We start from the raw sequence: 22,586 nt of genomic DNA, 5'->3' as shown, positions 1-22,586 counted from the left end.
GCCGGGCCCGGTGGGGTCAGTTCGCGGCGGAGGACTTCGGTACGTCGATCCGGTCGATGTCCGGCGCGTAGCCGGAGCCGCTGTCGAAGGTGATCGTGTTGGCGCCCGCCTTCAGCGTCACCGGCACGTGGACGCTGTCGACGGTTCCCCAGTCGCCGGTGGCCGGGAAGGCGTGGCGGGTGGCGCCGCCGCCGTTGGCGGAGACGTCGGCCGCGCGGGAGTCACCGCTGATGTAGTCGACCTTGATCTGGTAGGTGCCGGGTTTGTCGACCACGACGTCGGTGAAGGTCAGCTTGCCGCCGAGGTAGAGGTTGCCGACCTTGCGGTCGCCGGAGCAGGCCGAGCAGTCGGCTACGGAGGCGTTGCCGCCGAGGGTGTTGGCCGGGGCCTCGGCCTCGTAGCCGGTCCGCTCCAGCGCGCTGCCGCGCGGGGTGACGGTGAACAGGCGGGAGCCGTGCGCGGGCAGCGCCTGAGTGATCCTGTTGCTGTACGTGCCGAGGTTCTCGTGGTTCCACAGGTCGCGGACGGCCGCCTTGCCGGTGAAGCCGAGCATGCTCCAGTCGGCGCTCACCGAGGCGGGCGCGTCGGCCAGGTTGAACAGGGCGACGGTGTAGGTGCCGTCGGGGTTCCCGGCGGCCCACACCCGCTGGGGATCGGACGGGGTCAGCGGGTGCGCGGGCGGCGCGTCCCCCTGGTTAACGGCGATGACCTCTCGGTTGGTCAGCAGCGACAGGCCGTAGGCGTCCAGGCGGGTGAGGTCGTCGCCGGTGTAGAGCGGGGACTTGGCGATGGCCCACAGGGTGGCGTAGGTCTGCCGCTCGGCCTTGGTCAGACCGTCCATGCCGCCGTTGCCGACGTTGAGCGAGTCGAGGTCGTTCCAGCCTCCGGGGCCGGCGTGGCGGGTCCAGGCCGGGGTGTCGTCGAAGCGGTCGTCGACGGAGTTCTCCCAGGAGACCAGCGTGTTGCAGTAGCACTCGACGTCGGTGTCGATGCGCCAGCCGTTGGAGTACTTCTTCCAGTCGGCGGCGTGGCCGATGTCGAGGGACCAGGACACCTCCAGGTGGATCGGGCGTCCGGTTGCGGCGATCGCCTTCTGCCAGGCGGCGACGTCGGCAACGTTGTCGTAGTTGTCGCCGCTCTTGAAGGAGCCGGGGCCGACGCCGTCGAGCTTGAGGAAGTCGTAGCCCCAGTCGGCGAACAGCCGCGCCTGGGAGTCGATGTACTTCTGGGCGCAGGGGTCGGAGAAGTCGATCTTGTAGGCGCTGTCCCAGCCGTTGGTGGTGCGCAGGTCGTCGTGGACGATGTCGGCCGTGGTGCAGCCTTCGGCGTTCCAGATCGGGGCCTCGCCGCCGGCGTACGCCTCCTTCTCCAGTCCGACCGGCAGGTAGATGCCGGCCTTGAGGCCCTTGGCGTGGATGTGGTCGGCGACGGCCTTCATGCCCCGGGGGAAGCGCTGCGGATCGGCCTGCTGGCGGGCGTACTGGTCGTACCCCGGTTTCCAGGTCTTGTCGCGCCACCAGCCGGCGTCGAGGTTGACGTACTCGTAGCCGTAGGTCTTGAGCTTCGCGGCCAGGGCGTCGGCCTGTTTCAGGACGTTCGCCTCGGTGAGGTAGCTGTAGTCGCCGTCGGGGTTGAGGCCCGGGTACTTGGAGGACTGCATGCTCCAACTCGTCCAGCCCATGTACGGCTTGGCGGCGAGCCGGGGCGCGGTGGTGACGGTCGCGGTGCTTTCGGCGTGCGCCGCCGGGGTGACGGTCGCGGTGCCCGCGGCGAGCGCCAGCACGACGACGGCTCTCAGGGCGCGTGGGGGCAGGACGGAAAGCGAGGGTGACCGCATGGGTCGTACCTCCTGGGGGTGGGGTGGATGCTCCTCGTACGGTCAGTTCGGGGCGGTGATGAAGGACTGGATGGCGGTGGCCGCGGCACCGCGCGCCCACTCCTCGAACGGCAGCGGGCGGGTCTGTACGTCGCACTGCGCGGCCGAGCCGAACGCGGCCGCAGCGAAGGCGTCCCGGATCTGCTCGGCGAACAGGTCGTAGGCGGCCAGGCCCTCGCCGGAGATGAGTACGAGTTCGGGGCCGAGCAGGTTGGCCACGGTGGCGATGCCCCGGCCGATCGCCTCCCCGGCCCGCGCGTACGCCTCGCGCGCGCCGGCGTCGCCCCGGCGGGCCAGGTCGACGGCCTCGGCGCTGTCGGCGACCTCGACGCCGGTTGCCTCGCGGATGCGGGCGACGATCGCCGGATCCGCGGCGATCGCCTCGACACAGCCGCGGTTGCCGCAGTGACAGAGCGGGCCGTTCGGATCGACGGTCACATGACCGATCTCCCCGGCCACCCCGTGCGCCCCGGCGACCACCCGGCCGTGCACGACCAGGCCGCAGCCGATGCCGGCGCCGACGGTCACCACCGCGAAGTCCGCCAGGCCCACTCCGGCGCCGAACCACTGCTCGGCGACGGTGAGGGCCCGTACGTCGTTGTCGACGGTGACCGGCAGGCCGGTGACGGAGGAGGCGAGTTCGGCGAGCGGCACGTCGTTCCACTCCAGGAACGGCGAGTAGCGCACCACGCCCTCGACCCGGTCCACGTCACCGGAGGCGGCGATGCCGAGACCCACGACCCGTACCCCGTAGCCGTCCGCCTCGGTCAGCAGCTCCCCCACGATCTCCGCGGTCGAGGCCAGGACCGCCTTGGGGTCACGGTCGGCGAGGGGCAGGCGCCGGGCGAGCAGGATCCGGCAGCACAGGTCCGTGAGGACCCCGATGATCTCGTCGCCCGTCAGCTTGAGGCCGATGAAGAGGGCGCGGCCACCGTCGACCCGCACCAGGTTCGCGGGCCGCCCGAGTGCCGGACGCGCCCCGGCGTCCGCGTCCTCCACCAGATACCCGGACTCGATCAGCGGCCGGACCGCCTTCGTCACGGCCGCCGCGGAAAGACCCGCCCGACGGGCCAACTCCAGGCGGGTCAGGGGCCCCTGGGACAGAACGGTCGTGAAGATCTGCGAAGCGGCCGGCGTACCGCCGGGGAACGTCTCGGCGTGGGGCGAGCGGGAGGACGAGGGCATGGCCGGGAACCTAGGGCTCTTATTTTCCGCTGTCAATGAAAGAAGCAAGGATTCCCTGAGGACTTGCTGTGCGCCCTGACTGACTTTCAAGAACCCGTGCGGTTCCGGGCATTGCCCATGAGATCGAAGGCGGGCCAGGCGCGCGTCAGGTCGTGAAGCGGTGGCTGCCGGAGCCGACCCGGTACACCACGCAGCCGTCCTCCTGCCGCAGGAACGTCGCGTGGGTGTGGGTGACCGCCTCCGGAACATCCGCCGGGATCCATACCTGGGCCGTCGTGTTGGCCGGAACAGTGCACGTCAGGTCGAAGCCGTCACCCGACCGCCGCCGCCATCGTGTGGAGACCGGGCCGTAGACCGAGGCGAACGTGGCGCGGGCGGAGGTGACGCCGCCACCCGGGCGGGGACGGACGACGATCTCGCGGTAGCCCGGGCGGCCCGCCGAGATACCCGCGATGTTCGTGTACATCCACTCCCCCACCGAGCCGTAGGCGTAGTGGTTGAAGGAGTTCATGTCCGGAGTCTGGAAGCCGCCGTCGGGCTGGATGGAGTCCCAGCGTTCCCACATCGTGGTGGCGCCCTTGTCGATCTGGTAGCCCCAGCTGGGGAAGGAGCGTTGCTGGAGCAGCCGGTAGGCGACGTCGGTGTGGCCGGTGTCGGTGAGAACGGGCAGCAGCCGGGGCGTACCGAGGAATCCGGTCGACAGGTGCCAGTTCTTGAGTTCGATCAGCGCGACGAGACGGTCGGCTGCCGCCTTGCGCAGCGCGTCCGGCAGCAGGTTCATCGACAGGGCGAGGACGTAGGCCGTCTGTGTGTCGCCCTTCACCCTGCCCGCGGCGGTGACATAGGCGTTCTGGAACGCGGAGCGTATGCGCTCGAAGAGGTCGAGGTAGGGCGCGGAGTCCTGGCCGAGTTCGTCGGCCATCCGGGCCGCGAGGTCGGCGCCGTGCGCGAAGTAGGCGGTGGCGATGACGTCCTTGGGGGTCTCGTCGGAGACGTTCAGCCAGTCGCCGTAGCCCTCGGCCGGCCGCAGCAGATTGGTGCTGTTCCTCTCCAGATACTTCAGCCAGGCCTGGATGGACGACCAGGCGTCCTCCAGAACCTGCCGGTCGCCGTAGGCCTGGTACAGGGACCAGGGGACCGTGACGCCCGCGTCGCCCCATCCGGCGACACCGTCGCCGAGCCCGCCGACCGCGGGCGCCACGTTCGTGAAGGAGCCTTGGGCGGTCTGGGCGTCGCGCAGGTCCACGAGCCACTTGGTGAGGAAGCGGGCCGATTCCATGGTGTACGCGGCCGTGGGCGCGAAGACGTTGATGTCGCCCGTCCACCCCAGGCGCTCGTCGCGTGCGGGGGTGTCCGTGGGGACGGAGAGGAAGTTGCCGCGCTGCCCCCAAGTGATGTTGCTGTGCAGCTTGTTCAGCATCGGAACGTCGGTCTCGAACGCGAAGGTGAGGGGCGCGGAGGTGTGCATGACGCGACCGGTCACGGCTTTCGCCGAGGGGGTGCCGGGGAATCCGGTCACCTCCACGTAGCGGAATCCGTGGAAAGTGAAGCGCGGCTCGTACGTCTCCTCGCCGCCGCCCTTGAGGGTGTACGTGTCGGTGGCCGCGGCGGTGCGCAGGTTCGCGGAGTACAGGGTGCCGTCCGGGTTGAGCACCTCGGCGTGCCGCAGACGTACGGTCGTTCCCGCGTCGCCCGAGACGCGCAGCCGTACCGACCCGACCATGTTCTGGCCCAGATCGAACACGAAGACGCCCGGCTTGGGTTCGGTCACTGCCCTGGTCCGGAGTTCCCCGGCCACCCGGACCGGGCCGTCCACCTGCGCGACGATCAGGCCGGGAGCGGCGTCGCCCGCGGCGCGGACGTCGAGCCAGGTCCGGTCGTCGAAGCCGGGTAACGTCCAGCCGGAGGTCTCCTTGCGCGCGTCGTACGTCTCACCGCCCAGCAGGTCGGCGGAGACGATCGGTCCGGAGGTGGCCCGCCAGTCCGTGCCCGAGGTGATGCGCTCGCTCGTTCCGTCGGCGTACTCGACCTCCAACTGCGCACGCAGCGCGGGGCGTTCGCCGTACTGGTGGGGTCCGAACATGCCGACGTTGCCCGCGTACCAGCCCGGCGCCACGTATGCGCCGATGGCGTTGGCGCCGGGCCGCACGAGGCTGGTGACGTCGCATGTCTGGTACTGAACGCGTTCGCGGTAGTCGGTCCAGCCGGGGGCGAGCTGGTCGCGGCCCACGCGGCGGCCGTTGAGGTGGGCCTCGTACAGGCCGAGAGCCGTGGCGTACAGGCGGGCGCGTGACACCTTCTTGCGCGGCAGTGCGAACTCGTGCCGCAGCTGGTTGGCGGCGAACGACGCCGGGACGACCCGCCCCCAAGGGCCGGCTCCCCAGGCGGCGGCGACCTTCGCCGCGGGCCAGCCGCTGTCGTCGAAGTCCGCCTCGCGCCAGTCGGCGGCGGGCGCCTGGTTCGCCGACCTCCAGGAGGCGTCGGTGACGATCCGCTGTTCGCCCGCCGCCATGTGGACCGTGAGGACGGCGACCAGCCCGGCGGGTCCCACGGTCGCGTTGGCCGCGGAGACCGCGAGGACGTTCTTCCCGGACCGCACCTGATCGAGGACGTCGAGGACGGCCGGCCGACGCCAGTCCTCGTTGTCCGTCTCCAGGTCGGTGCGGGCCACCTCGGTGCCGTTCACGGAGACGGCGTACACGTTGTCGGCGGTGATGGCCAGAGTCGCGGCCGTGATCCCGTCCGGGAGGTCGACGGTACGCCGGAACCAACGGGTGGCCGCGGGCGCGCTGTTGGCCGGTTCGCCTTCCGGGTACCAGATCCACGCGCAGCCCTCCAGCGAGGGCGCGTCGGTGAGGGCCGCGGGAGCGGAGACCCATTCCGCGGACCACTGCGTGGCGTCCATGAGGCCGGTCTCCCACCAGGCCGGCGCGCTCCAGCCAGAGGCGTCGCCGTCGGCGTCCCATACGCGTACGGACCAGAAGTAGCGTGTACGCGGCTTGAGCCGGGGTCCGGCGTACGGGACGAGGACGGACTCGCCGGAGGTGACCTTTCCGCTGTCCCAGACATCCGGGTGCGACAGGCCCGACGCGCTGGAGGCGACGCGGATCCGATAGGCGCTCTGGCTCGCACCCGGCCTGTCCGAGGCCATCGGCCAGCTCAGCCGCGGGTGCTGGGCGTCGAGACCGAGGGGGTGCTGAACGTACTCGACGGTCGGCGCGGTGACGCGCAGGGCGCCACGGTGCGTACGTGTGTGGGCTGGTGTGGACGCCTGGGCGGCCCCTGCTGCTCCGGCGTCGGTGGCAGCGGCGGCCACTGTGGCGGCTGCGGCCGCCAGGACGTTCCTCCTGCTGATCATTAAGGCCCCCTGCATAGAAGCGATGAATCGATTCACGGCGGTGAACGTAGGGACGTATGGGCCAAGGGTCAATGGAACGCGCAGAAACTTCCTGACGGGGCGTCGGGCGAACACGTCGGATCGGCGATGCGCCACGCGTCCCCGACAGGTGCGATTGAACGGTTTCAATCGACCGGCTCCTCGCAGCGGTGGGAGGTCGGGCGCCCTCGCGTACGACGGCAAGGTGACGCATACGGCCGGCGTCGCGAACCTGGAGTCGGGCCGTCCGATGGTCGGTGGGCAGGGCCGGTTCCGGGTGGCCGGCAACTCCAAGGCGTTCACCGCGGCGGCCGTGAGGCGCCTGGTGGCGGACGGGCGGCTACGACTCGGCGGCCGCGACGTCTACCCGGCGGGCAGCCGCTACGGCTATGGTGTCGCCTCGGTCCCGCTCAGCTGCGGCGGTGTCTACTGGGGCCACGGCGGCGATCTGCCCGGCGGCTCGGTGGGCGGCGGCAGGGCCACGGCCGGGCGCGGCACCGTGACCGTCCGCACCACGACTTGGGCGGCCGAGGGCGAAAGCCTGCGCCATCTCCAGGGGGCGGTGGACGCGGCCCTGTGCGCCCGTGGCCGCCGGCTCGGCCTTTCGTCCGGGGTCCGGCTGAAGCCATCCCGTGCGGCGACGGGCCGGTGAGATCGCCGGCCGAGCTCTCATTGGCGGGCGGACACCGACGCGGTCATGGCCGGCTCGGAATGCCCAACGACCGTACGAGCTGGGTCACTTCCTCGCGGAAGAGCTTGTCCGGGCTGGTCGTCTGGGTGCGCAGATGGCCGTAGATCTCCAGTGACACCAGGCCGTGCAGGCGTCCCCAGAGGCGCAGGGCGAGCGCGACGGCAGCGGGCGGCAGGCCGGGGAAGTCCGCGCGGACCTTGTCGACAAGCCCGGCGTCGAAGTCGGACCACTCGAACTCGCTGCTCTCATGGAGGTGTGCGGCGTGCGGCCAGGCGGCTGCCGCGAGGGCGGTGAGCCCCGCGCAGACCCGGTGGGCAGCCTCGGGGGCGGCGCCTCCGTGGGGGGTGTCGTAGCCGGGGACGGGATCGCCGTAGACGAGCCGGAAGCCCTCGGGGTTGGTCAGGGCCCAGCTCCGGAAGGCGCCGGCCCAGCCCTGGATCCGGATGGCCGGACCCTCGGCGGAGGCGCCCTCCCATGCGGCGTCCACGGCGTCGGCCAACTCGGTGTACACGTCGCTGATGAGCACGGTGACCAGATCGTCGCGAGTGGCGAAGTAGCCGTAGATGGCGTTGGCCGTCATGCCCATCTCGCGGGCGATGGCCCGCAGGGTGATGGCCTCGGGGCCGCCGGAGGCCATCAATTCCAGCGCCACGTCCTTGATTTCGGCCGTCGTCTCGGCCCGCAGCCGCTCGCGTCGCCCGTTGCTTCCTGCCCTGCTCGCTGTACCTGCCACCCGGGCACTCTACAGCGTCACTGAAATTGAGAGCCATATAGAAACTTCACGGCGTATAGTCACCGCACGGGCCTGCCGAATCGCGTTGGTTGCGCCCGCACATCCGCATGAACAGGGGAGAACCATGCACATCGGAGTCGTCGGAGCCACGGGGACCATCGGCAGCCGGGTCGTCACCGAGGCCCTCGACCGGGGGCATCGCGTCAGGGCATTGAGCCGTGACGCGTCGCGGCCGCAGGCCGACGAGAAGCGGGAGAACATCACCTGGGCGAGCGTCGACGTCCTGGATGCGGCGAGCATCATGGCCGTACTGCCGGGCCTCGACGTTCTCATCAGCGCCTATCAGCCAGGCAATGCCGCCAAGGACTTCGAGGACACGGTCCGGCGTTCCATCGCCGACCCCGCGGCCCACTCCACCGTGGCGCGCGCCCTGACGAAGGCGCTGGAGAGCCATCCGCGAACCCGGCTGATCGTGATCGGCGGCGCAGGCAGCCTGGAAGTCGAGCCCGGACTGGTGCTCGCCGACTCGGACGAGCGCATGCACGAGACCCTCGACGAGCTCGGGCTGCCCCGCGCCTACGCGGCGGCGGCGCGCGGGGCCCGCGACGGTTTCAACGTGCTGCGCACCTCGAACCGGTTGTGGACCTACTTCAGCCCCGCCGAGGAGATCTCCCCCGGCGAGCGCACCGGACGCTTCCGCTTCGGCGGCGACCAGGCGGTCCGCGACGCGCAGGGGCGCAGCCGCATCTCGGCAGAGGACGCGGCGGTCGCCTTGGTCGACGAGGCGGAGCTGCCACGGTTCGTGCAACGGCGCTTCACGATCGGGTACTGAAGGGTCGCGTTGCCCTGAGGCCCCGGCCGGTTCCCTGTCCCTCCCTCTCAATACTCAAGGATATGATTAGTCATTTTCTTGAGTATGATGGAGTGTCGGACGAGGACCGGGAAGGGGCTGCTTCGATGGCCTTGCGGCATGCGGTGCTGGCGGCGCTGCTGGACGGCGAGTTCAGCGGATACCAGCTGGCGAAGGCGTTCGACATCGGCGTCGCGAACTTCTGGCACGCCCTGCCGCAGCAGCTGTACGCCGAGCTGGCCAAACTGGAGAAGGAAGGGCTGGTCTCGGGTCGGCAGGTGGTCCAGGAGACCCGGCCCAACAAACGCCTGTTCCGGGTCACCGACGCCGGTCGCGCCGAGCTGGAGAAGTTCGCCGCAGCCGTATCGAAGCCCTCCTTCATCCGGGACGACCTGCTCGTCAAGGTCCAGGTCGCCGACCGTATCGGCACGGCGTCGGTGATCGAACAGCTCGAGGAGCGGGCGTCCGCGGCCGAGGCCAAGATCGAGCTTCTCGGCAAGCTGCTGCGGCAACTGCGCGGCGAGGCGGACGAAGAGGAGTTCCTCCGCCGGGGCGAGCGGATCGGGCCGTACCTGACCTGCCTGCGCGGCCTGGCCTTCGAGCAGGAGCACCGGGACTGGTGCCTGCGGATCGCAGCCGTCCTCAAGGAAAGGCAGTCGAACCATGCCGAACGGTGAGTACCTGAGCTACGTCGCCCTGGGCGACAGCCAGACCGAAGGACTCGGCGACGGGGACGACACCGTCGGTCTACGGGGCTTCGCCGACCGGCTGGCCGAGCACCTCGCGGCCGTCAACCCGGGGCTTCGGTATGCCAACCTGGCCGTACGGGGCCGTGTCGCCGGCCAGGTCCGCAGTGAGCAACTGGGGCCCGCCCTGGCCCTGCGGCCCGACCTGGCCACCGTAGTCACCGGGGTCAACGACCTTCTCCGGCCCCGGTTCGACGCCGCAGAGGTGGCCGGGCACCTGGAAGAGATGTTCTCCGCGCTCACGGCAGCCGGGGCCCACGTGGTGACGCTGACCTTCCCCAACGTAGGGAAGATCGCGCCCCTTGCCCGCCCGATCAGGTCCCGCGTGTTCGACCTCAATACCCGCATCCGCGCTGCGGCCGCCCGTCACGGGGTCACGGTCGCCGAGACCGGCCGACAGGCCGTCGCCACCGATCCACGGCTGTGGAGTGCGGACCGACTCCACGCCAGCCCCCTCGGCCACGAACGGATCGCCGCAGCCGTCGCCCAAGCCATCCACCTGCCCGGAAGCGACGACGCCTGGACGCTCCCCCTGCCGCCGCAGAGAGTTCCCACAGCTGTGCAGGCCGCGGGAGCCGAACTGCGCTGGGCGGCCGCGTTCCTCGGCCCCTGGCTCGGTCGCCGTCTGCGCGGTCAGTCCTCCGGAAACGGCCGCACCGCGAAACGCCCCCAGCTCCTGCCCCTCACCGCCACGCCCGGCTCCGCGGCGGTCACCGGTCGACAGGAGTCTTCGTAAGGTCTTACCGAGTTGTGGCAGCGCTTCGACAATTGGCTGGCCGGGCATGCTCCCGGAACCACGGGTCCTTGCGGCCGGGTTGTCCTGACGGCGAGATCGAGCGCCTGGAAGACGGCCTCGGTTTCTCCCTCCATGAGGATATGAGGACAACTCTCGGAGGACGCCCGCGAGGAGGGCGAGGAGGACCTGGTCGTCGGCCACATCGCCGACAGGCAATGGGTTCCTCTCGCCCAGAACATCTCCGGCGATCTGCTGTTCGTGGAGAACAGCGCTCCGGTGACCTCCGTACCGCGTGGCACGTCCGCCCCCCACTGCACCTGCCGATGTCCGGGCAGCGGGACGGACATGGGGCAAGCTATCGCTGAGTTCCCGGCACGGGCCCGGTCGTTCGCCTATTGGGCCCAGTGGGACCGGATGTGCCACTGCAGGTCGGGGGAGAAGTTCTCGGCGAAGGCCGTACTGCGGGGGGCGTTCCTTGTGGTGGGCAGGAGGCAGTTCAGCAGTTCGACCGGGCCGCGCGCGTTGCCGCGTTCAGCCCGGGTGTAGAGCACATCGCTGCGTGCGATCGGCTGGCCGCCGACAACCGTACGGTCGTTGACCGGGTGACAGCGGGTCGCCCAGGCCCACATCAGGTCCCGCAGGTCGGTGGGGTCGATGTCCTGGTCGACCAGCATCACACGGGTGGCGAGCCAGCCACCGTGAGTGGCCTTGCAGATGGCGAGTATGCGGTGGCCCAGATCGGCCGCGGACAGCGGGATGCGCCGCGCCCAGTCAGGGGCGACGACAACGGCCAGCACATGCGCTGCGGATTCGGGTACGAACCAGGCGGCGCGGGCCGGAATGCCATCGGCGCGCAGGGCTTCCAGGACGACCGCCGCGAATCCCGGTCCCATGATCGTGTGGTCCTCGTCGACCGGCTTGCCCGCGGCCACCACCGGCAGGATCGGACGGTGCCGATGGGTGATCGCGCTGACGTGGTAGACCGGCTTGTCCTTGGCCCCGCCGTGCAGATAGCCGTGGTACTCGCCCATCGGCCCCTCCTCCCAGACCTCCTCCGAGGCGACGTAGCCCTCGACGACGATCTCCGCGGTCGCCGGCACCTCCAGGTCCACGGTCCGGCAGGGCACCGTCTCCACCGGCTCTCCGAAGTAGCCACCGAGGTAACCCGCCTCGTCCACCCCTTCGGGCAGTGCCATGCCGGCGACGAACAGAGCGGCCGGCTCGGCCCCCTGAACGAGAGCGAAGGGCATGGGCTCGCCGCGGTCACGCCACATCTGGCGGATCATCCCTATGTGTTGGGAACCGCCCATGGAGCCGGTCATACGCGCACCGTCGATCATCATGGCGCGGGTGATCGACCAGTTGCTCCACGTCCCGTCCGGGCTCCGCAGTACGACCATGCCAAGGGTGTTGAAGTACCGGCCTCCGTCCCCGTCGTGGATGAGCGGGACCGGAAACTTCGTCAGGTCCGCCTTGTCACCGATGAGCACGTGCTCCTGGCAGGGCGCATCGCGCACGGTCACCGGAGGGACGGGTAATGCGTGGGTGGCTTCAGCCAGTGCTTCGATGATCCGCAGTCCGTGGGTCGTCCTGTCGAGACCCAACGCGAGGGCGACCCTGGCCATCCGGGCCTCCGGATCGGAACTGTAGGAGAGCGGGGCTCCCACCACGCGGTAGCCGGCATGGTCACGGATGTTGGTGAACAGCGGTGCGGGCGCGTTCACTTCATGACAGCGGCGGATGATCGCACCGATCTCCAGGTGGGTGTCCACCTCACGTGCGACCTTCTGGAGATCACCCAGTTCGGCCAAGGCGTCCAAGTAGGCCCGGAAGCTCTTCAGACGCTTCTTCGCGGGGAGTTGACCACTCACGACGACACCCTCCAGCTCGCTCGGCGCACCCGCCCCGCCCCTGTGGACCGTCACTCCGCGAGGCTGCCGAAGCGTCTTGACCGGCCGGTCACCCAAGCGACGGCATATGCCACGTGTACCGTACCGGCTTGCATATCGTCGAGGGCCCCATCGACCGCGGCCGGCTCGGCCCTGCCGACGTACTGGTGCCGGCCGCCACCTCCTACGCCGTCCACGACGCGAACCAGGACCGCGTCGTCGCCCCGTACATCGTGGAGGCGGCGAACCTTCCGGTGACAGCGTCCGCGGAGGAGAAGCTGCGCCGACGCGGCTGTGTCATCGTTCCCGATGTCGTCGCCGATTCGGGAACCAATGCCTGGTGATGGTGGGTGCTCTTCGGCGATGTGGCACCGGACGCGGCGTCGTCGCTGGCCAAGGTGCGGATCTCGTTGCGCGCACTGGTGACGGAGACGCTGCGGCTCGCCGAGGAAGCGGCATGCACCCCTCACCAGGCGGCGCGCCGCATCGCCGAGGCCCGGCACGAGGAACTCCTGCGTCGGCCGGGTACCGGATGACGGCATGCCCTTCGCGGACGTACTTCGATGGCAGAGGCGTGCGCCGCAGGACATCGCCGACGGCGCCCCGGAGGCCGTCGAGGTCAGGGCCGTGGCGTTGTGGGCCGCACCAGTCCGGTCTGGTAGGCGATGACGACCAGTTGGGCGCGGTCTCGCGCGCCGAGCTTGGTCAGAGCGCGCTGAATGTGACTGCGTACGGTCAGGACGCTCAGGAAGAGTTCCTCGGCGATCTGGTCGTTGGACTTGCCCCGGGCGGCGAGTGCGGTGACCTCGCGTTCTCGGGGAGTGAGGTCGTTCAGGCGCTCCGGGGGTGCCAGGAGGGTTCCTGGGGCCGGGGCGGTGAGGAAGCGGGTGATGAGGGCGCGGGTGGCGCCGGGAGACAGGAGGGCCTCTCCTGCGGCGACGGTGCGGATGCCGGCCAGCAGGGCGTCGGTGGTGACGTACTTGCCGAGGAAGCCGCTGGCGCCGACGCGCAGTGCCTGGGCTACGTATTCGTCGGTCTCGAACATGGTGAGCACGAGGACCCGGGTACCGGCCAGCTCGGGGTCGTCGCAGATGGCGGCGGTGGCGGCGAGACCGTCCGTGCCGGGCATACGGATGTCCATCAGGACGATGTCGGGCCGGTGGGTGCGGGAGAGTTCCACCGCTTCCTGGCCGTTGGCGGCCTCGCCGACCACCACCATGTCCTCGCAGGAGTCGATCAGCAGACGGAACGTGCCGCGCAGCAGGGCCTGGTCGTCGGCGAGCAGAACACGAATGCTCAAAGGGTTGCCTCGTCTTCTCTCAGGGCGAGGGGGTGCAACGGCAGTGCGGTGGCGACCTCGAAGCCGCCCTCGGGGCGAGGGCCGGCGTGCAGGTCGCCGCCGACGGAGTGGGCACGCTCACGCATGCCCATCAGACCGTAACCGCCGCCCGGGACCGACGAAGTGGTGGCGGTCACGTCGTTGGTGACCGAGATGCGCAGGCGGGAGTCGGAGTACGTGAGCCGGACGCCCGCCCCTCTGCCCGCGCCGTGCTTGGTGACGTTGGTGAGGGCTTCCTGGATGATCCGGTACGCCGTCAGGTCCACGCCCGGTGACAGGGACCGTGGTTCTCCCTCGGTCGTGACGGTGACGTCGAGACCGGCGGTTTCGCACGTCGCGATCAGCTCGGGGAGGCGGTCCAGACCTGGGGCGGGTTCCAGGGATTCGGAGTCGGGGTCGCCGGTCTGGCGCAACACCCCGACGGTGGCACGGAGTTCGAGCAGCGCGGACGATGTGGTGGTGGTCAGCTCGTCGAGCAGTTTCCCCGCCTGTTCGGGGTGGGTGGGTGCGAGGTGGCGGGCGGTGCCGGCCTGTGCGTTGGCGACGGCCATGTGGTGGGCCACGACGTCATGGAGCTCGCGGGCGATACGCAGCCGCTCCTCGGCGACCCGCAGCCGGGCCTCCTCCTCACGGGTGCGCTCGGCGTACGCGGCACGCGCCTGCACGGAGTCCACGTAGTCACGGCGCAGACGGTCCCGGCCGCCGCCGACCAGGGGCAGCATCAGCCACAGCACGGGGCCGATGCTGCGCAGCAAGTACATCCCGGTCGTGGGGGTGTCGGTGTCGATCACTGCGGAGGCCACCACCACGGCGATGGTCAGGCCGCCGTACACGCGCGTGGTCCGGGGGTCGGTCCCGGCGGCCAGCCGGTACAGAGCGATCATCAGAGGGGCCAGCAGGAGGGGTGACACCAGGTAGCCCAGGGCCACGGTGATCACCGTGCAGACCGTGGTCACGACGAGAACGCTGCGCGGGCGGGCGCGTGCCTTCAACTGGACGAGACAGGAGACGGCCGCGAGGAGCACGGCCGGCCAGTCCTCGCGCGGTTGGCTGATGCCGGGGATGGCGATCGAGGCACCGAGCGTCACGGTGCCGAGCAGCCCCAGGGCCAGGACCAGGTCCGTGGCGAAGTGCCAGCGCCCTGTGTAGCGCTCCAGGCTGGTGGTCATCTGTCTCTCCAGGTGAAGGGCCTGAGCCCCATGGTGGACGACATGCGGCACGCAAGGACGCGCGGGCCGCCCGTGGCCTTCGCCACGGACGACCCTGGAACGGCCCTGGAACGGCCGGGGCCGGCCCGGTCAGACGTGCGCCTCGACCGGCTCGTCCGGGGTCGGGCCCGGGTCGGAGCGACGGGCCGCGGCGTCGGCCGGGTGCCGGGTGAGGGCCTCGCCCTCGATGTCGACCCTGGGCAGCAGCCGGTCCAGCCACTTCGGCAGCCACCAGGCCCGGTCGCCCACCAGGGCGAGGACGGCGGGCACGATCGCCATCCGGACGACAAAGGCGTCGAGGAGCACCGCGGTGGCCAGGCCGAAACCGATCATCTTGATCATGGAGTCGCTCTCGCCGATGAAGCCCGCGAAGACGGCGATCATGATCAGTGCGGCGGCCACGACGACCCGGGCGCTGTGCCGGAACCCCGAGACGACCGCCTGCTTCGCCGACTCACCGTGGACGTGGGCCTCCCGCATGCGCGACACGAGGAAGACCTCGTAGTCCATGGCGAGGCCGAAGACGATGCCCACGAGGAAGATCGGCATCAGGCTCATGATCGGCCCGGTCTGCTCCACCCCGAACATGCCCGCGCCGTGCCCCTGCTGGAAGACCAGGACGACCGCGCCGAGGGCCGCGAGCACCGAGAGCAGGAACCCGAGCGCCGCCTTGAGAGGAACGAGCAAGGACCGGAAGACCACCAGCAGGAGGACGACGGCCAGCCCGACGATGGTGATGAGGTAGGGCACCAGCGCCGCCTGGACCTTCCCGGCGATGTCGATGTTCAGTGCGGTGGTGCCCGTGACCTCGAAGGACGCGCCGGCCCCCGACTCGATGGCGGGACGTTCACCACGGATGGTCTTGACGAGGGTCTTGGTCCTCTCGTCGGTCGGGCTGGTGGACGGTGTCACGGTGAACACAGCCGTGTCCCCGGCCTCGTTGAAACGAGGCGTGGCGACCGAGACGACGCCCTTCGTGTCGGCGATCCTCCGGTTGACCGTGCTCACCGCGGCCTGGGCGTCGTCGGTTCCCTTGGCGTCGACGACGATGGTCAGGGGCCCGTTGAAGCCGGGGCCGAAGCCCTGCGCGAGGGCGTCGTAGGCGCGGCGCTCGGTGGTGGAGGCGGACTTGGCCTCGTCGCCCGGCATGCCGAGCTCCAACTGGGTCATCGGGATCGCGAGGGCTCCAAGGCCGACGACACCCAGCAGCAGAACGGGGATCGGGCGGCGCAGCACGAAGCGGGCCCAGCGGGTTCCGCGGTTGTCGCGCTCGCTCTGGCTCTGGCTCTGGCTCTGGCTCGACGGTTTCCTGGATCGGAGCAGACGCCCGCCCCGCCCCTGCCTGCGTACGGAGCCCGAGAGCACGGCGTTCGGCCAGAAGCCGATCAGAGCGGGCACGACGGTCAGGGCGATGACCACGGCGACGACGACCGCGCCGGCGGCGGTCAGGCCCATCTTGGTCAGCATCGGAATGCCGACGACCGCCAGGCCGGCCAGCGCGATGACCACCGTCAGGCCCGCGAAGACGACCGCCGAACCCGCCGTACCGACCGCGAGACCGGCCGCCTCCTCCGGAGTGTGTCCGTTGGCGCGCTCCTCGCGGTAACGGGAGACCACGAACAGCGCGTAGTCGATACCGACCGCGAGACCCAGCATCATGGCCAGGGTGCCGGTGCTCGTGGACAGACCGAGGGCGTCGGCCAGGATCGTGATCGTGAACATGCTTACGCCCACGCCGAGTATCGCCGTCAGCAGTGGCAGCCCGGCGGCGGCCAGCGAGCCGAAGGTGACCAGCAGCACGACGGCCGCCACCGAGATGCCGATGATCTCTGCGACGCCGCCGGGTCCGCCGCCGCTGTCCATGGCGGAGCCGCCCTCCTCCACGGTCAGGCCGGCCTCCCGGGCCTGGTCGGCGGCCCTCTCCACCGCCGTACGGCTGGCGTCGGTGACCTCGGACGACGTCACCTTGTAGGTGACGGTCGCGTACGCGGTGGAGCCGTCCTCGCTGACCGCCTTCGTCCGGAAGGGATCCGCGACACCGGCCACCTGCGAGCCGTCGCCCAGGGCGTCCACCGTCTCCTCGATCGCCTCCTTGTTGGCGGTCGCGGTGACCTTCTGCCCGTCGGGGGCGACGAACACCACCCGGGCGGTGGCGCCGTCGGCGGCAGCGCCGGGGAAGCGCGCCTGCATCAGGTCGTACGCCTTCTGGGACTCGATGCCCGGCATCGAGAACTCCTCGTCGGAGGCTCCCGGCGCCTGCAGGGCGCCCAGTCCGACGGCGGCCAGGACGGCCAGCCACATCAGGGCGACGTAACCGCGCCGCCGAAAGGCCAGACGGCCCAGTCGATACAGAAAAGTAGCCACGTCAGGGAACTCCGCATCTGCTCTCGCTTACCCCGGTCAGGCTCTCCCGGCGGGGGCGCTCCCGTCGTCGTACGGCTACTGGCACTGCCGCCTACCGCATCCGCAGGACCGACTACTGAAACCGCGGTACGCGCCCGGGCCGCCGTCTCCTGCTCCGGTACGACGACGCCCTGCCCGTCAGCGGACGTGATTCACGTGCGACGGCTGCGGTGGCAGCGACAAGCCACCGAAACCGCAGGTCCGCCGGATGATCTGTCCGCTCGTGGGTACCCGGGGCACGGCGAAGGTCGCCGTGCCCCGGTCAACGGCACGGGCCGACGCCTGTGTCCAGGGCCCGACCACCGACCACCGGCAGCTGAGAAAGGCGGCAATCAGTCATGAGTACGCAGTATTCCCACCGCGGCACGAGCGGTACGCGGGAGCCGGTCGGTGAGCTGGTCCAGCGGGCCTCCCAGCAGCTGACGGAGCTGGTACGCGGGGAGATGCGGCTGGCGCAGGCGGAGATGAAGGAGAAGGGCAGGCGGTACGGCAAGGGCGGGGGCCTGTTCGGCGGGGCCGGTCTGGTCGGTTTCCTGGCGCTGCAGGCCTTGGTCGCCACCGCCATCGCGGCGCTGGCCGTTCCCCTCCCGGTATGGGCCGCGGCACTGATCGTCACCGCCGTCCTCGGCGTGATCGCCGCCGTGCTGGCCCTGACCGGCAAGAAGGAGGTCAGCCAGGCCGCTCCACCGGCACCGCAGCAGACCATCGACAGCGTCAAGGCCGATGTGGCCGAGATAAAGGAGAGTGCACAGCGATGACCCAGCCGCCCCACGAAGAGCCCACCGCCTCCAGCCCCGAAGAGCTGCGGGAGCAGGTCGAGCAGACCCGCCACGAGCTCGGGAAGACAGTGGAGGAACTGGCCGCCAGGACGGACGTCAAGGCCCGTGCGCAGGAGAAGGCGACCGCACTGAAGGAGCAGGCGGGCGCCAAGGCCGCGCAGATGACCGGGCAGGTGAGGGTGAGGACTGCCGAGGCTGCGCACCTGGTCCAGGACAAGCTGCCCGACCCGGTCAAGGACAAGGCCGCCGCAGCCGCCGTGCAGGTGAAGGCCAAGGCCGGACAGGCCGGTCATGTGTGGCAGGACAAGGGACCCGAACCAGTCCGCGTCAAGGCCCGGCAGGGTGTCCGGGCAGTGCGCGACAACCGCACCGCGTTGATCGTGGCCGGCAGCGTGGCGGTGGCCGCGTGGCTGCTGCTGCGTCGCCGAAGCAGGAGGTAGCCGTGACGGCGCCGGACGTCGCCTACAAGCCGGTCGGCCTGGCGCTCGGCGCGCTCAGCGGCGTGCTCGCCGCCGGAGTCATGGCCCAGCGGATGGTCCGGGTCAGGGCCTGCCCCGTGGGGCGTACGGCGAGGTTCTCGACGACCGGCACCCGGGGCAGCCACAGCATGCCACGGGCCCAGGCCGGGAGCAGCGCGACGGCGTTCGCGGCCAGCCCGCCGTAGAAGGGCCGTACCGCAAGGGGCAGCGGAGGCCGGAACAGCAGGAAGCGGGCGGCGGCCCGGGCCTCGGATGTGGCCCTGAGTTCGTGCCGGTAGTCGGTCAGGCGCTCGGACAGCTCGCGGCGGTCGCGTGGTGGGTCGCTCACCCCCAGCGCGTCGGCGACGCGGGCGGTGTCGGCGACGTAGGCGTCGTAGCCGGCGGCGTCCAGCGGGCGGGCTCCGAAGCGTTCGTGGGCGCGCAGGAAGCTGTCCGTCTCCGCTGCGTGCACCCAGCCGAGCAGTCGCGGATCGGCCGCGTGGTAGGGCACGCCCTCAGCCGTCGTCCCGCGGATCCGTTCATGGATGGCGCGGACGGTGTCGACCGCCCGCTGGGCGTCCGCGGCGGTGCCGAAGGTCGTCACAGCCAGGAAGGTGCTGGTGCGTTGCAGTCGGCCCCACGGGTCGCCGCGGTAGCCGGAGTGCCCGGCCACCGCCGCCATGGCGAGCGGATGCAGGGACTGCAAGAGCAGTGCCCTCAGCCCGCCGATGAACATCGAGGCGTCACCGTGGACGGTCCGGATCGGGCGGTCCGGTCCGAACCAGCGCGGGCCGGGGGTGTGGTGGATGCGGGCACGCGTCGCCGGGCCGTCGGGGCCGGCGACGCGGCGGAACAGGGCTTGGCCCAGCTGTTCACGGACTACGGTCAGCACGGTCGGCCTCCCCTCTCCTGCTGCCCAGTGTCCGCGATATCCACCCGAATGCGGACATATCAGTGGAGTCATGTTCCGACTCGGTAGGTCACATGGATGCGGGCCTCGCCCTCGCCGACCGACCCCCACTTTCGGACAGTCGCACGTCAACGGGCCCGTGCCGGTGGGGTGGCGGGTACGTTGAGTGTGGATCAGCCGTGGGGCGGGCGAGGCGAGCGGGAAGCGGAAGAGGGCGTATGGGCGTGGGGCAACCGGCCGGATGGCACAGGCTGGCGGTGCTCGTGGCCCTGATGCTGGCCGCGTTCACCTTCAACACCGCGGAGAATCTGCCGATCGGACTTCTGGAGCTGATCTCCGACGGTCTGCGGGTGTCCTTGTCGGCCGTCGGGTATCTGGTCACGGGTTACGGCCTGACGGTCGCCGTGGTGTCGCTGCCGCTGGCCCACGCCACCCGTGCCATGCCCCGGCGCCATGTGCTGACGGTGCTGCTGGCCGCGCTCGTCGTGTCCAGTCTGGTCTCGGCGCTGGCCACCTCGTACTGGATGCTCCTCGCGGCCCGGCTGCTGACCGCGCTCGCCCAGGCGTTGTTCTGGGCGGTGATGGGGCCGGTAGCGGTGGGTCTCTTCCCGCCCGAGGTCCGCGGGCGGGTGGTGGGGGCGCTCTCCGTCGCCGGTTCGCTCGCCCTGGTGCTCGGGGTGCCCGCCGGGACCTGGCTGGGCCAGCAGAGCGACTGGCCGGTGCCGCTCGCGGTACTGGCGGTTCTGGGGCTCGTCTCCCTCGTGACGATCGCCGTACTGCTGCCGACCTCGCGCCCGGAGGAGGGACACGCCGCCTACGGGAGCGCTCCCGATGTCCGCCGGTTCCGCATCGTGCTGGCGACCACGACCCTGTCGGTGACCGGGGCGTTCGCGGGATACACGTACATCGTGAAGTTCCTGGGCGAGGTGAGCGGGTTCTCGCCGGGCACGGTCAGCGCGCTGCTGGCGGTCTCCGGTGTCGCGGGGGTGGCCGGGGTCAGCGTCACGGGGGTTTTCCTGGACCGCTACCCGCAGCGCGCGCTGACGATCGCCGTGGCCGTGCAGGCGGGGGGCATGCTGGGCCTCTACGCGACCGGCGCCTCGCCGGTGGTGGCCGTGGCCTTCCTGGCGCTGCTGGGCGGTTCGCTCGGGCCGGTCTTCATGGCCACCCAGAACGAGATGCTGCGCTGCGCCCCGAGCCGCACGGAGATGGCCCTGGCCGCCAACTCGGGCGCCTACAACGCCGGTATCGCGGCGGGTGCCGCGCTCGGGGGCCTGATCCTGCCGCTCACCGGGGTGCGCGGCACCTTCCTCGTCGGCGGGCTGCTGACCCTCGGGGCCTGTGCGGTGCTGCTCGGCGAACGGCTGCTGCCGCCGTCGGCCAAGGCCGCGGCGGCAGCACAGAATCACCAGGGCACACCCGCGCAGGAGGATCTCATCGAGCGCGGCTGACCCCTTCGGCGGGGCGTTTCACCAGGCGTACGCCTCCGGTGCGGGCCCTCCGGGACCGGGGAACAACGCGTCGAGCTCCTTGAGGCGGTCGCCGTCGAGGGAGATCCGCAGCGCCGCGAGCCCGTCGTCGAGCTGCTCGGCCGTACGAGGGCCCAGGACCGGCGCGGTGACGCCCGGCTGGTGCAGCAGCCAGGCCAGCGCCACCCGGGCCGGCGGGACACCGAGACCGTCGCACCACTTCTCGTACGCCGTGATCGCCTCGTGGTGGCGTTCGAGCTGTCTGCCGGACTTGGTCGACGCGGTACGTCCTCCGGCGGCGGCGCGGCGCAGTGCCCCGCCGAGCAGTCCGCCGTGCAGCGGGCTGTACGGCAGCAGCCCGATGCCGTAGGCGCGGCAGGCGGGCAGCACCTCCAGCTCGACGGTCCGCTCCAGGAGGTTGTACACCGACTGCTCGCTCACCGGGGCGGTGGCGTCCCGGTGCCGGGCGTACTCCTGCGCCCTCGCCAGGTGCCAGCCCGCGAAGTTCGACGTGCCGATGTAGGTCACCTTGCCCTGGGCGACGAGCAGTTCGAGCGCCTGCCAGGTCTCCTCCCAGGGTGTCGTCCGGTCGATGTGGTGCAGTTGCAGCACGTCGATGTGGTCGGTGCGCAGGCGCCGCAGGGAGTCCTCGCACGCCTTCCTGATGTGGAAGGCGGACAGCCGCCCCGCGTTGGGCCGGTGGCTCATCAGTCCGTACATCTTGGTGGCGAGGACGATCCGGTCGCGGCGTGCGGGGTCCAGGGCCAGCCAGTTGCCGATGATCTGTTCCGTCTCCCCCTCGCCGAGCCGTGAGCCGTAGGTGTTCGCGGTGTCGACGAGGTTGATGCCCTTGTCCACGGCCCGGTCCAGGATGGCGTGGGCCTCCGTCTCGGAGGTGTGCACCGCGAAGTTCATCGTGCCCAGACCGAGCCGGCTGACCATGAGGCCCGAGCGGCCGAGATTGGTGTACTTCATGGACGGGCCTTCACCTCTCGATGGTGGAGCGGGGGGACACGGCCGGCCCGCCTCTCCAGGTCGGCGACGAGCGGACCGGGAGCCCGCTGGACGAAGTAGTGGTCGCCCGGCAGCCGTACGACCGCCGCGCGTCCGGTGGTGTGCCGGCTCCACGCCTGCGCCGGCACGTCGTCCCGGTCCCCGTAGTAGGCGACGACATCGCAGGCCAGGGGCGTCGCGGGGGCCCGGTACCCGTCGTAGAGGGCCAGGTCGGCGCGGAACACGGGCGTGGTCAGGGTGACGACCTCCTCCAGCATTCCGGGGTCGGCGAGCCCCAGGGAGCGGGTGAACTCACGGACCACGTGCTCCGGTTCGGCCTCGAAGCCGGACCGGCCCCGGTCCGTCGGCGGTGAGCAGCCCGCGACGCACAGCAGCTCCGCCGGCACCAGGGCGGCGACGTCCCGTGCCAGCAGGGCGCCCAGGCTGTGACCGAACAGGACCAGTGGCCGGGGCGAGCTCCGCAGCCGCGAAGACCGGATGGCGGCGGCCACTTCCTGTGCTGCCGCCTGGGCATCGGTGTGGAAGGGTTCGGTGAACCGCGCGCCGCGGCCGGGCAGGCAGACCGCGGACAGTCTCCAGGACGGCCGGATCCGCCGTGTCCAGGGGAGGAAGGCGGTGGGGCCTCCCCCGCCGAACGGCATGACCACCAGGTCGAGTTCGGGGTCCGCCGGGTCGTGGAGAAGCGTCAGGGTCCGGGTCATGCCCGCGTCCCGGACGGTGCGGCGGCGCCGGGCGGGGAAGCGGGCCCCAGCTCCGTCCAGGCGCGTTCCACGTAGTCCACCGCAGCGGGGCGGCCACTCGGTCCGAACACGGTCTGCCAGCCCGGGGGGATCTCGGCGAACACCGGCCACAGTGAATACCGGCCCTCGTGGTTGACCAGGACGAGGAACGTCCCCGCCGGGTCCTCGAACGGGTTGGCCATGG

The 22,586-nt window shown here is 70.8% G+C and carries 21 protein-coding genes; 9 read left to right on the top strand and 12 right to left on the bottom strand.

Annotated features, from left to right (window positions below; translation table 11 throughout):
• Positions 1–16: 16 nt before the first annotated feature.
• The 3 genes from ACFPIH_RS23380 to ACFPIH_RS23370 all read right to left on the bottom strand — a co-directional run bounded on the left by ACFPIH_RS23380 (position 17) and on the right by ACFPIH_RS23370 (position 6,419).
• Positions 17–1,837, bottom strand: a complete 1,821-nt coding sequence (locus ACFPIH_RS23380) for an alpha-galactosidase D (protein WP_381175041.1) — start codon at positions 1,835–1,837, stop codon at positions 17–19.
• A 42-nt stretch (positions 1,838–1,879) separates the two neighbouring features.
• Complete coding sequence (locus tag ACFPIH_RS23375; protein WP_381175043.1) at positions 1,880–3,061, bottom strand: ROK family protein; 1,182 nt, start codon at positions 3,059–3,061, stop codon at positions 1,880–1,882.
• 145 nt (positions 3,062–3,206) lie between these two features.
• Positions 3,207–6,419, bottom strand: coding sequence for an alpha-L-rhamnosidase (locus ACFPIH_RS23370; RefSeq protein ID WP_381175045.1), 3,213 nt, complete (start codon positions 6,417–6,419; stop codon positions 3,207–3,209).
• Positions 6,420–6,441: 22 nt separating this feature from the next.
• On the opposite strand from ACFPIH_RS23370, the gene ACFPIH_RS23365 reads away from it, so the two are divergent.
• Positions 6,442–7,089: a serine hydrolase gene (locus ACFPIH_RS23365; protein WP_381175047.1), complete on the top strand. Its 648-nt coding sequence runs from the start codon at positions 6,442–6,444 to the stop codon at positions 7,087–7,089.
• A 43-nt stretch (positions 7,090–7,132) separates the two neighbouring features.
• Here ACFPIH_RS23365 and ACFPIH_RS23360 read toward each other — a convergent pair whose 3' ends face one another.
• A complete protein-coding gene (locus ACFPIH_RS23360; RefSeq protein WP_381175049.1) occupies positions 7,133–7,861 on the bottom strand; it encodes a TetR/AcrR family transcriptional regulator in 729 nt (242 codons plus the stop codon).
• 124 nt (positions 7,862–7,985) lie between these two features.
• Here ACFPIH_RS23360 and ACFPIH_RS23355 point away from each other — a divergent pair, with 124 nt between their 5' ends.
• The 3 genes from ACFPIH_RS23355 to ACFPIH_RS23345 all read left to right on the top strand — a co-directional run bounded on the left by ACFPIH_RS23355 (position 7,986) and on the right by ACFPIH_RS23345 (position 10,193).
• The gene (locus ACFPIH_RS23355) at positions 7,986–8,693 is read left to right on the top strand and encodes an NAD(P)-dependent oxidoreductase (protein WP_381175051.1); all 708 of its coding nucleotides are present in this window, start codon (positions 7,986–7,988) and stop codon (positions 8,691–8,693) included.
• 125 nt (positions 8,694–8,818) lie between these two features.
• Positions 8,819–9,388 (top strand): PadR family transcriptional regulator, encoded by a 570-nt coding sequence (locus ACFPIH_RS23350; protein WP_381175053.1) that lies wholly within the window; start codon positions 8,819–8,821, stop codon positions 9,386–9,388.
• Positions 9,375–10,193: an SGNH/GDSL hydrolase family protein gene (locus ACFPIH_RS23345; RefSeq protein WP_381175055.1), complete on the top strand. Its 819-nt coding sequence runs from the start codon at positions 9,375–9,377 to the stop codon at positions 10,191–10,193. Before ACFPIH_RS23350 ends, ACFPIH_RS23345 begins: the two co-directional genes overlap by 14 nt.
• 392 nt (positions 10,194–10,585) lie before the next feature.
• Here the strand turns inward: ACFPIH_RS23345 and ACFPIH_RS23340 are convergent, their stop codons facing one another.
• Positions 10,586–12,118, bottom strand: coding sequence for a UbiD family decarboxylase (locus ACFPIH_RS23340; protein WP_381175057.1), 1,533 nt, complete (start codon positions 12,116–12,118; stop codon positions 10,586–10,588).
• A gap of 74 nt (positions 12,119–12,192) precedes the next feature.
• Between ACFPIH_RS23340 and ACFPIH_RS23335 the strand changes: the two genes are divergently transcribed.
• Positions 12,193–12,426, top strand: a complete 234-nt coding sequence (locus tag ACFPIH_RS23335; RefSeq protein WP_381175059.1) for a Rossmann-fold NAD(P)-binding domain-containing protein — start codon at positions 12,193–12,195, stop codon at positions 12,424–12,426.
• Positions 12,427–12,432: 6 nt separating this feature from the next.
• Positions 12,433–12,618 (top strand): hypothetical protein, encoded by a 186-nt coding sequence (locus ACFPIH_RS23330; RefSeq protein WP_381175061.1) that lies wholly within the window; start codon positions 12,433–12,435, stop codon positions 12,616–12,618.
• An 83-nt stretch (positions 12,619–12,701) separates the two neighbouring features.
• Here the strand turns inward: ACFPIH_RS23330 and ACFPIH_RS23325 are convergent, their stop codons facing one another.
• The 3 genes from ACFPIH_RS23325 to ACFPIH_RS23315 form a co-directional block, all read right to left on the bottom strand.
• Positions 12,702–13,382: a response regulator gene (locus ACFPIH_RS23325; protein ID WP_381175063.1), complete on the bottom strand. Its 681-nt coding sequence runs from the start codon at positions 13,380–13,382 to the stop codon at positions 12,702–12,704.
• The gene (locus ACFPIH_RS23320) at positions 13,379–14,590 is read right to left on the bottom strand and encodes a sensor histidine kinase (RefSeq protein ID WP_381175065.1); all 1,212 of its coding nucleotides are present in this window, start codon (positions 14,588–14,590) and stop codon (positions 13,379–13,381) included. The genes ACFPIH_RS23325 and ACFPIH_RS23320 overlap by 4 nt, the downstream gene beginning before the upstream one ends.
• Positions 14,591–14,719: 129 nt before the next feature.
• Entirely contained in the window at positions 14,720–16,993 is a 2,274-nt protein-coding gene (locus ACFPIH_RS23315; protein WP_381175067.1) for an MMPL family transporter, read from the bottom strand.
• Positions 16,994–17,370: 377 nt separating this feature from the next.
• On the opposite strand from ACFPIH_RS23315, the gene ACFPIH_RS23310 reads away from it, so the two are divergent.
• Both ACFPIH_RS23310 and ACFPIH_RS23305 read left to right on the top strand, forming a co-directional pair.
• Complete coding sequence (locus ACFPIH_RS23310; protein WP_381175069.1) at positions 17,371–17,790, top strand: phage holin family protein; 420 nt, start codon at positions 17,371–17,373, stop codon at positions 17,788–17,790.
• Positions 17,787–18,251 (top strand): DUF3618 domain-containing protein, encoded by a 465-nt coding sequence (locus ACFPIH_RS23305; RefSeq protein WP_381175071.1) that lies wholly within the window; start codon positions 17,787–17,789, stop codon positions 18,249–18,251. The genes ACFPIH_RS23310 and ACFPIH_RS23305 overlap by 4 nt, the downstream gene beginning before the upstream one ends.
• 22 nt (positions 18,252–18,273) lie before the next feature.
• On the opposite strand, the gene ACFPIH_RS23300 is transcribed toward ACFPIH_RS23305, so the two are convergent.
• Entirely contained in the window at positions 18,274–19,161 is an 888-nt protein-coding gene (locus ACFPIH_RS23300; protein WP_381175073.1) for an oxygenase MpaB family protein, read from the bottom strand.
• Positions 19,162–19,397: 236 nt separating this feature from the next.
• Here ACFPIH_RS23300 and ACFPIH_RS23295 point away from each other — a divergent pair, with 236 nt between their 5' ends.
• The gene (locus ACFPIH_RS23295) at positions 19,398–20,630 is read left to right on the top strand and encodes an MFS transporter (RefSeq protein ID WP_381175075.1); all 1,233 of its coding nucleotides are present in this window, start codon (positions 19,398–19,400) and stop codon (positions 20,628–20,630) included.
• Between the two features lie 18 nt (positions 20,631–20,648).
• On the opposite strand, the gene ACFPIH_RS23290 is transcribed toward ACFPIH_RS23295, so the two are convergent.
• The 3 genes from ACFPIH_RS23290 to ACFPIH_RS23280 are packed head-to-tail and all read right to left on the bottom strand — an operon-like array spanning position 20,649 to position 22,584.
• Positions 20,649–21,623, bottom strand: coding sequence for an aldo/keto reductase (locus ACFPIH_RS23290; RefSeq protein ID WP_381175077.1), 975 nt, complete (start codon positions 21,621–21,623; stop codon positions 20,649–20,651).
• Positions 21,620–22,363, bottom strand: a complete 744-nt coding sequence (locus tag ACFPIH_RS23285) for a thioesterase II family protein (protein ID WP_381175079.1) — start codon at positions 22,361–22,363, stop codon at positions 21,620–21,622. Before ACFPIH_RS23285 ends, ACFPIH_RS23290 begins: the two co-directional genes overlap by 4 nt.
• Positions 22,360–22,584 carry an MbtH family protein gene (locus ACFPIH_RS23280; RefSeq protein ID WP_381175081.1) on the bottom strand — a complete coding sequence of 75 codons (225 nt, stop codon included), beginning with the start codon at positions 22,582–22,584 and terminating at the stop codon, positions 22,360–22,362. The genes ACFPIH_RS23285 and ACFPIH_RS23280 overlap by 4 nt, the downstream gene beginning before the upstream one ends.
• Positions 22,585–22,586: the final 2 nt, after the last annotated feature.

The sequence above is a fragment of the Streptomyces vulcanius genome, assembly GCF_042653945.1.
GTDB classification, from domain to species: Bacteria; Actinomycetota; Actinomycetes; order Streptomycetales; family Streptomycetaceae; genus Streptomyces; species Streptomyces mangrovi.
The sequence above is the reverse complement of the archived record's forward strand: the minus strand, read 5'-3'. Positions and strand labels throughout refer to the sequence as shown.

Excerpts from the sequence above, each read along its gene's own strand:
- ACFPIH_RS23310 (WP_381175069.1), top strand. The coding sequence starts at position 17,371 with ATGAGTACGCAGTATTCCCACCGCGGCACGAGCGGTACGCGGGAGCCG.
- ACFPIH_RS23295 (WP_381175075.1), top strand. The coding sequence starts at position 19,398 with ATGGGCGTGGGGCAACCGGCCGGATGGCACAGGCTGGCGGTGCTCGTG.
- ACFPIH_RS23365 (WP_381175047.1), top strand. The coding sequence starts at position 6,442 with ATGAATCGATTCACGGCGGTGAACGTAGGGACGTATGGGCCAAGGGTC.
- ACFPIH_RS23380 (WP_381175041.1), bottom strand. The coding sequence starts at position 1,837 with ATGCGGTCACCCTCGCTTTCCGTCCTGCCCCCACGCGCCCTGAGAGCC.
- ACFPIH_RS23305 (WP_381175071.1), top strand. The coding sequence starts at position 17,787 with ATGACCCAGCCGCCCCACGAAGAGCCCACCGCCTCCAGCCCCGAAGAG.
- ACFPIH_RS23345 (WP_381175055.1), top strand. The coding sequence starts at position 9,375 with ATGCCGAACGGTGAGTACCTGAGCTACGTCGCCCTGGGCGACAGCCAG.
- ACFPIH_RS23280 (WP_381175081.1), bottom strand. The coding sequence starts at position 22,584 with ATGGCCAACCCGTTCGAGGACCCGGCGGGGACGTTCCTCGTCCTGGTC.
- ACFPIH_RS23350 (WP_381175053.1), top strand. The coding sequence starts at position 8,819 with ATGGCCTTGCGGCATGCGGTGCTGGCGGCGCTGCTGGACGGCGAGTTC.
- ACFPIH_RS23320 (WP_381175065.1), bottom strand. The coding sequence starts at position 14,590 with ATGACCACCAGCCTGGAGCGCTACACAGGGCGCTGGCACTTCGCCACG.
- ACFPIH_RS23375 (WP_381175043.1), bottom strand. The coding sequence starts at position 3,061 with ATGCCCTCGTCCTCCCGCTCGCCCCACGCCGAGACGTTCCCCGGCGGT.
- ACFPIH_RS23290 (WP_381175077.1), bottom strand. The coding sequence starts at position 21,623 with ATGAAGTACACCAATCTCGGCCGCTCGGGCCTCATGGTCAGCCGGCTC.
- ACFPIH_RS23355 (WP_381175051.1), top strand. The coding sequence starts at position 7,986 with ATGCACATCGGAGTCGTCGGAGCCACGGGGACCATCGGCAGCCGGGTC.
- ACFPIH_RS23370 (WP_381175045.1), bottom strand. The coding sequence starts at position 6,419 with ATGATCAGCAGGAGGAACGTCCTGGCGGCCGCAGCCGCCACAGTGGCC.
- ACFPIH_RS23285 (WP_381175079.1), bottom strand. The coding sequence starts at position 22,363 with ATGACCCGGACCCTGACGCTTCTCCACGACCCGGCGGACCCCGAACTC.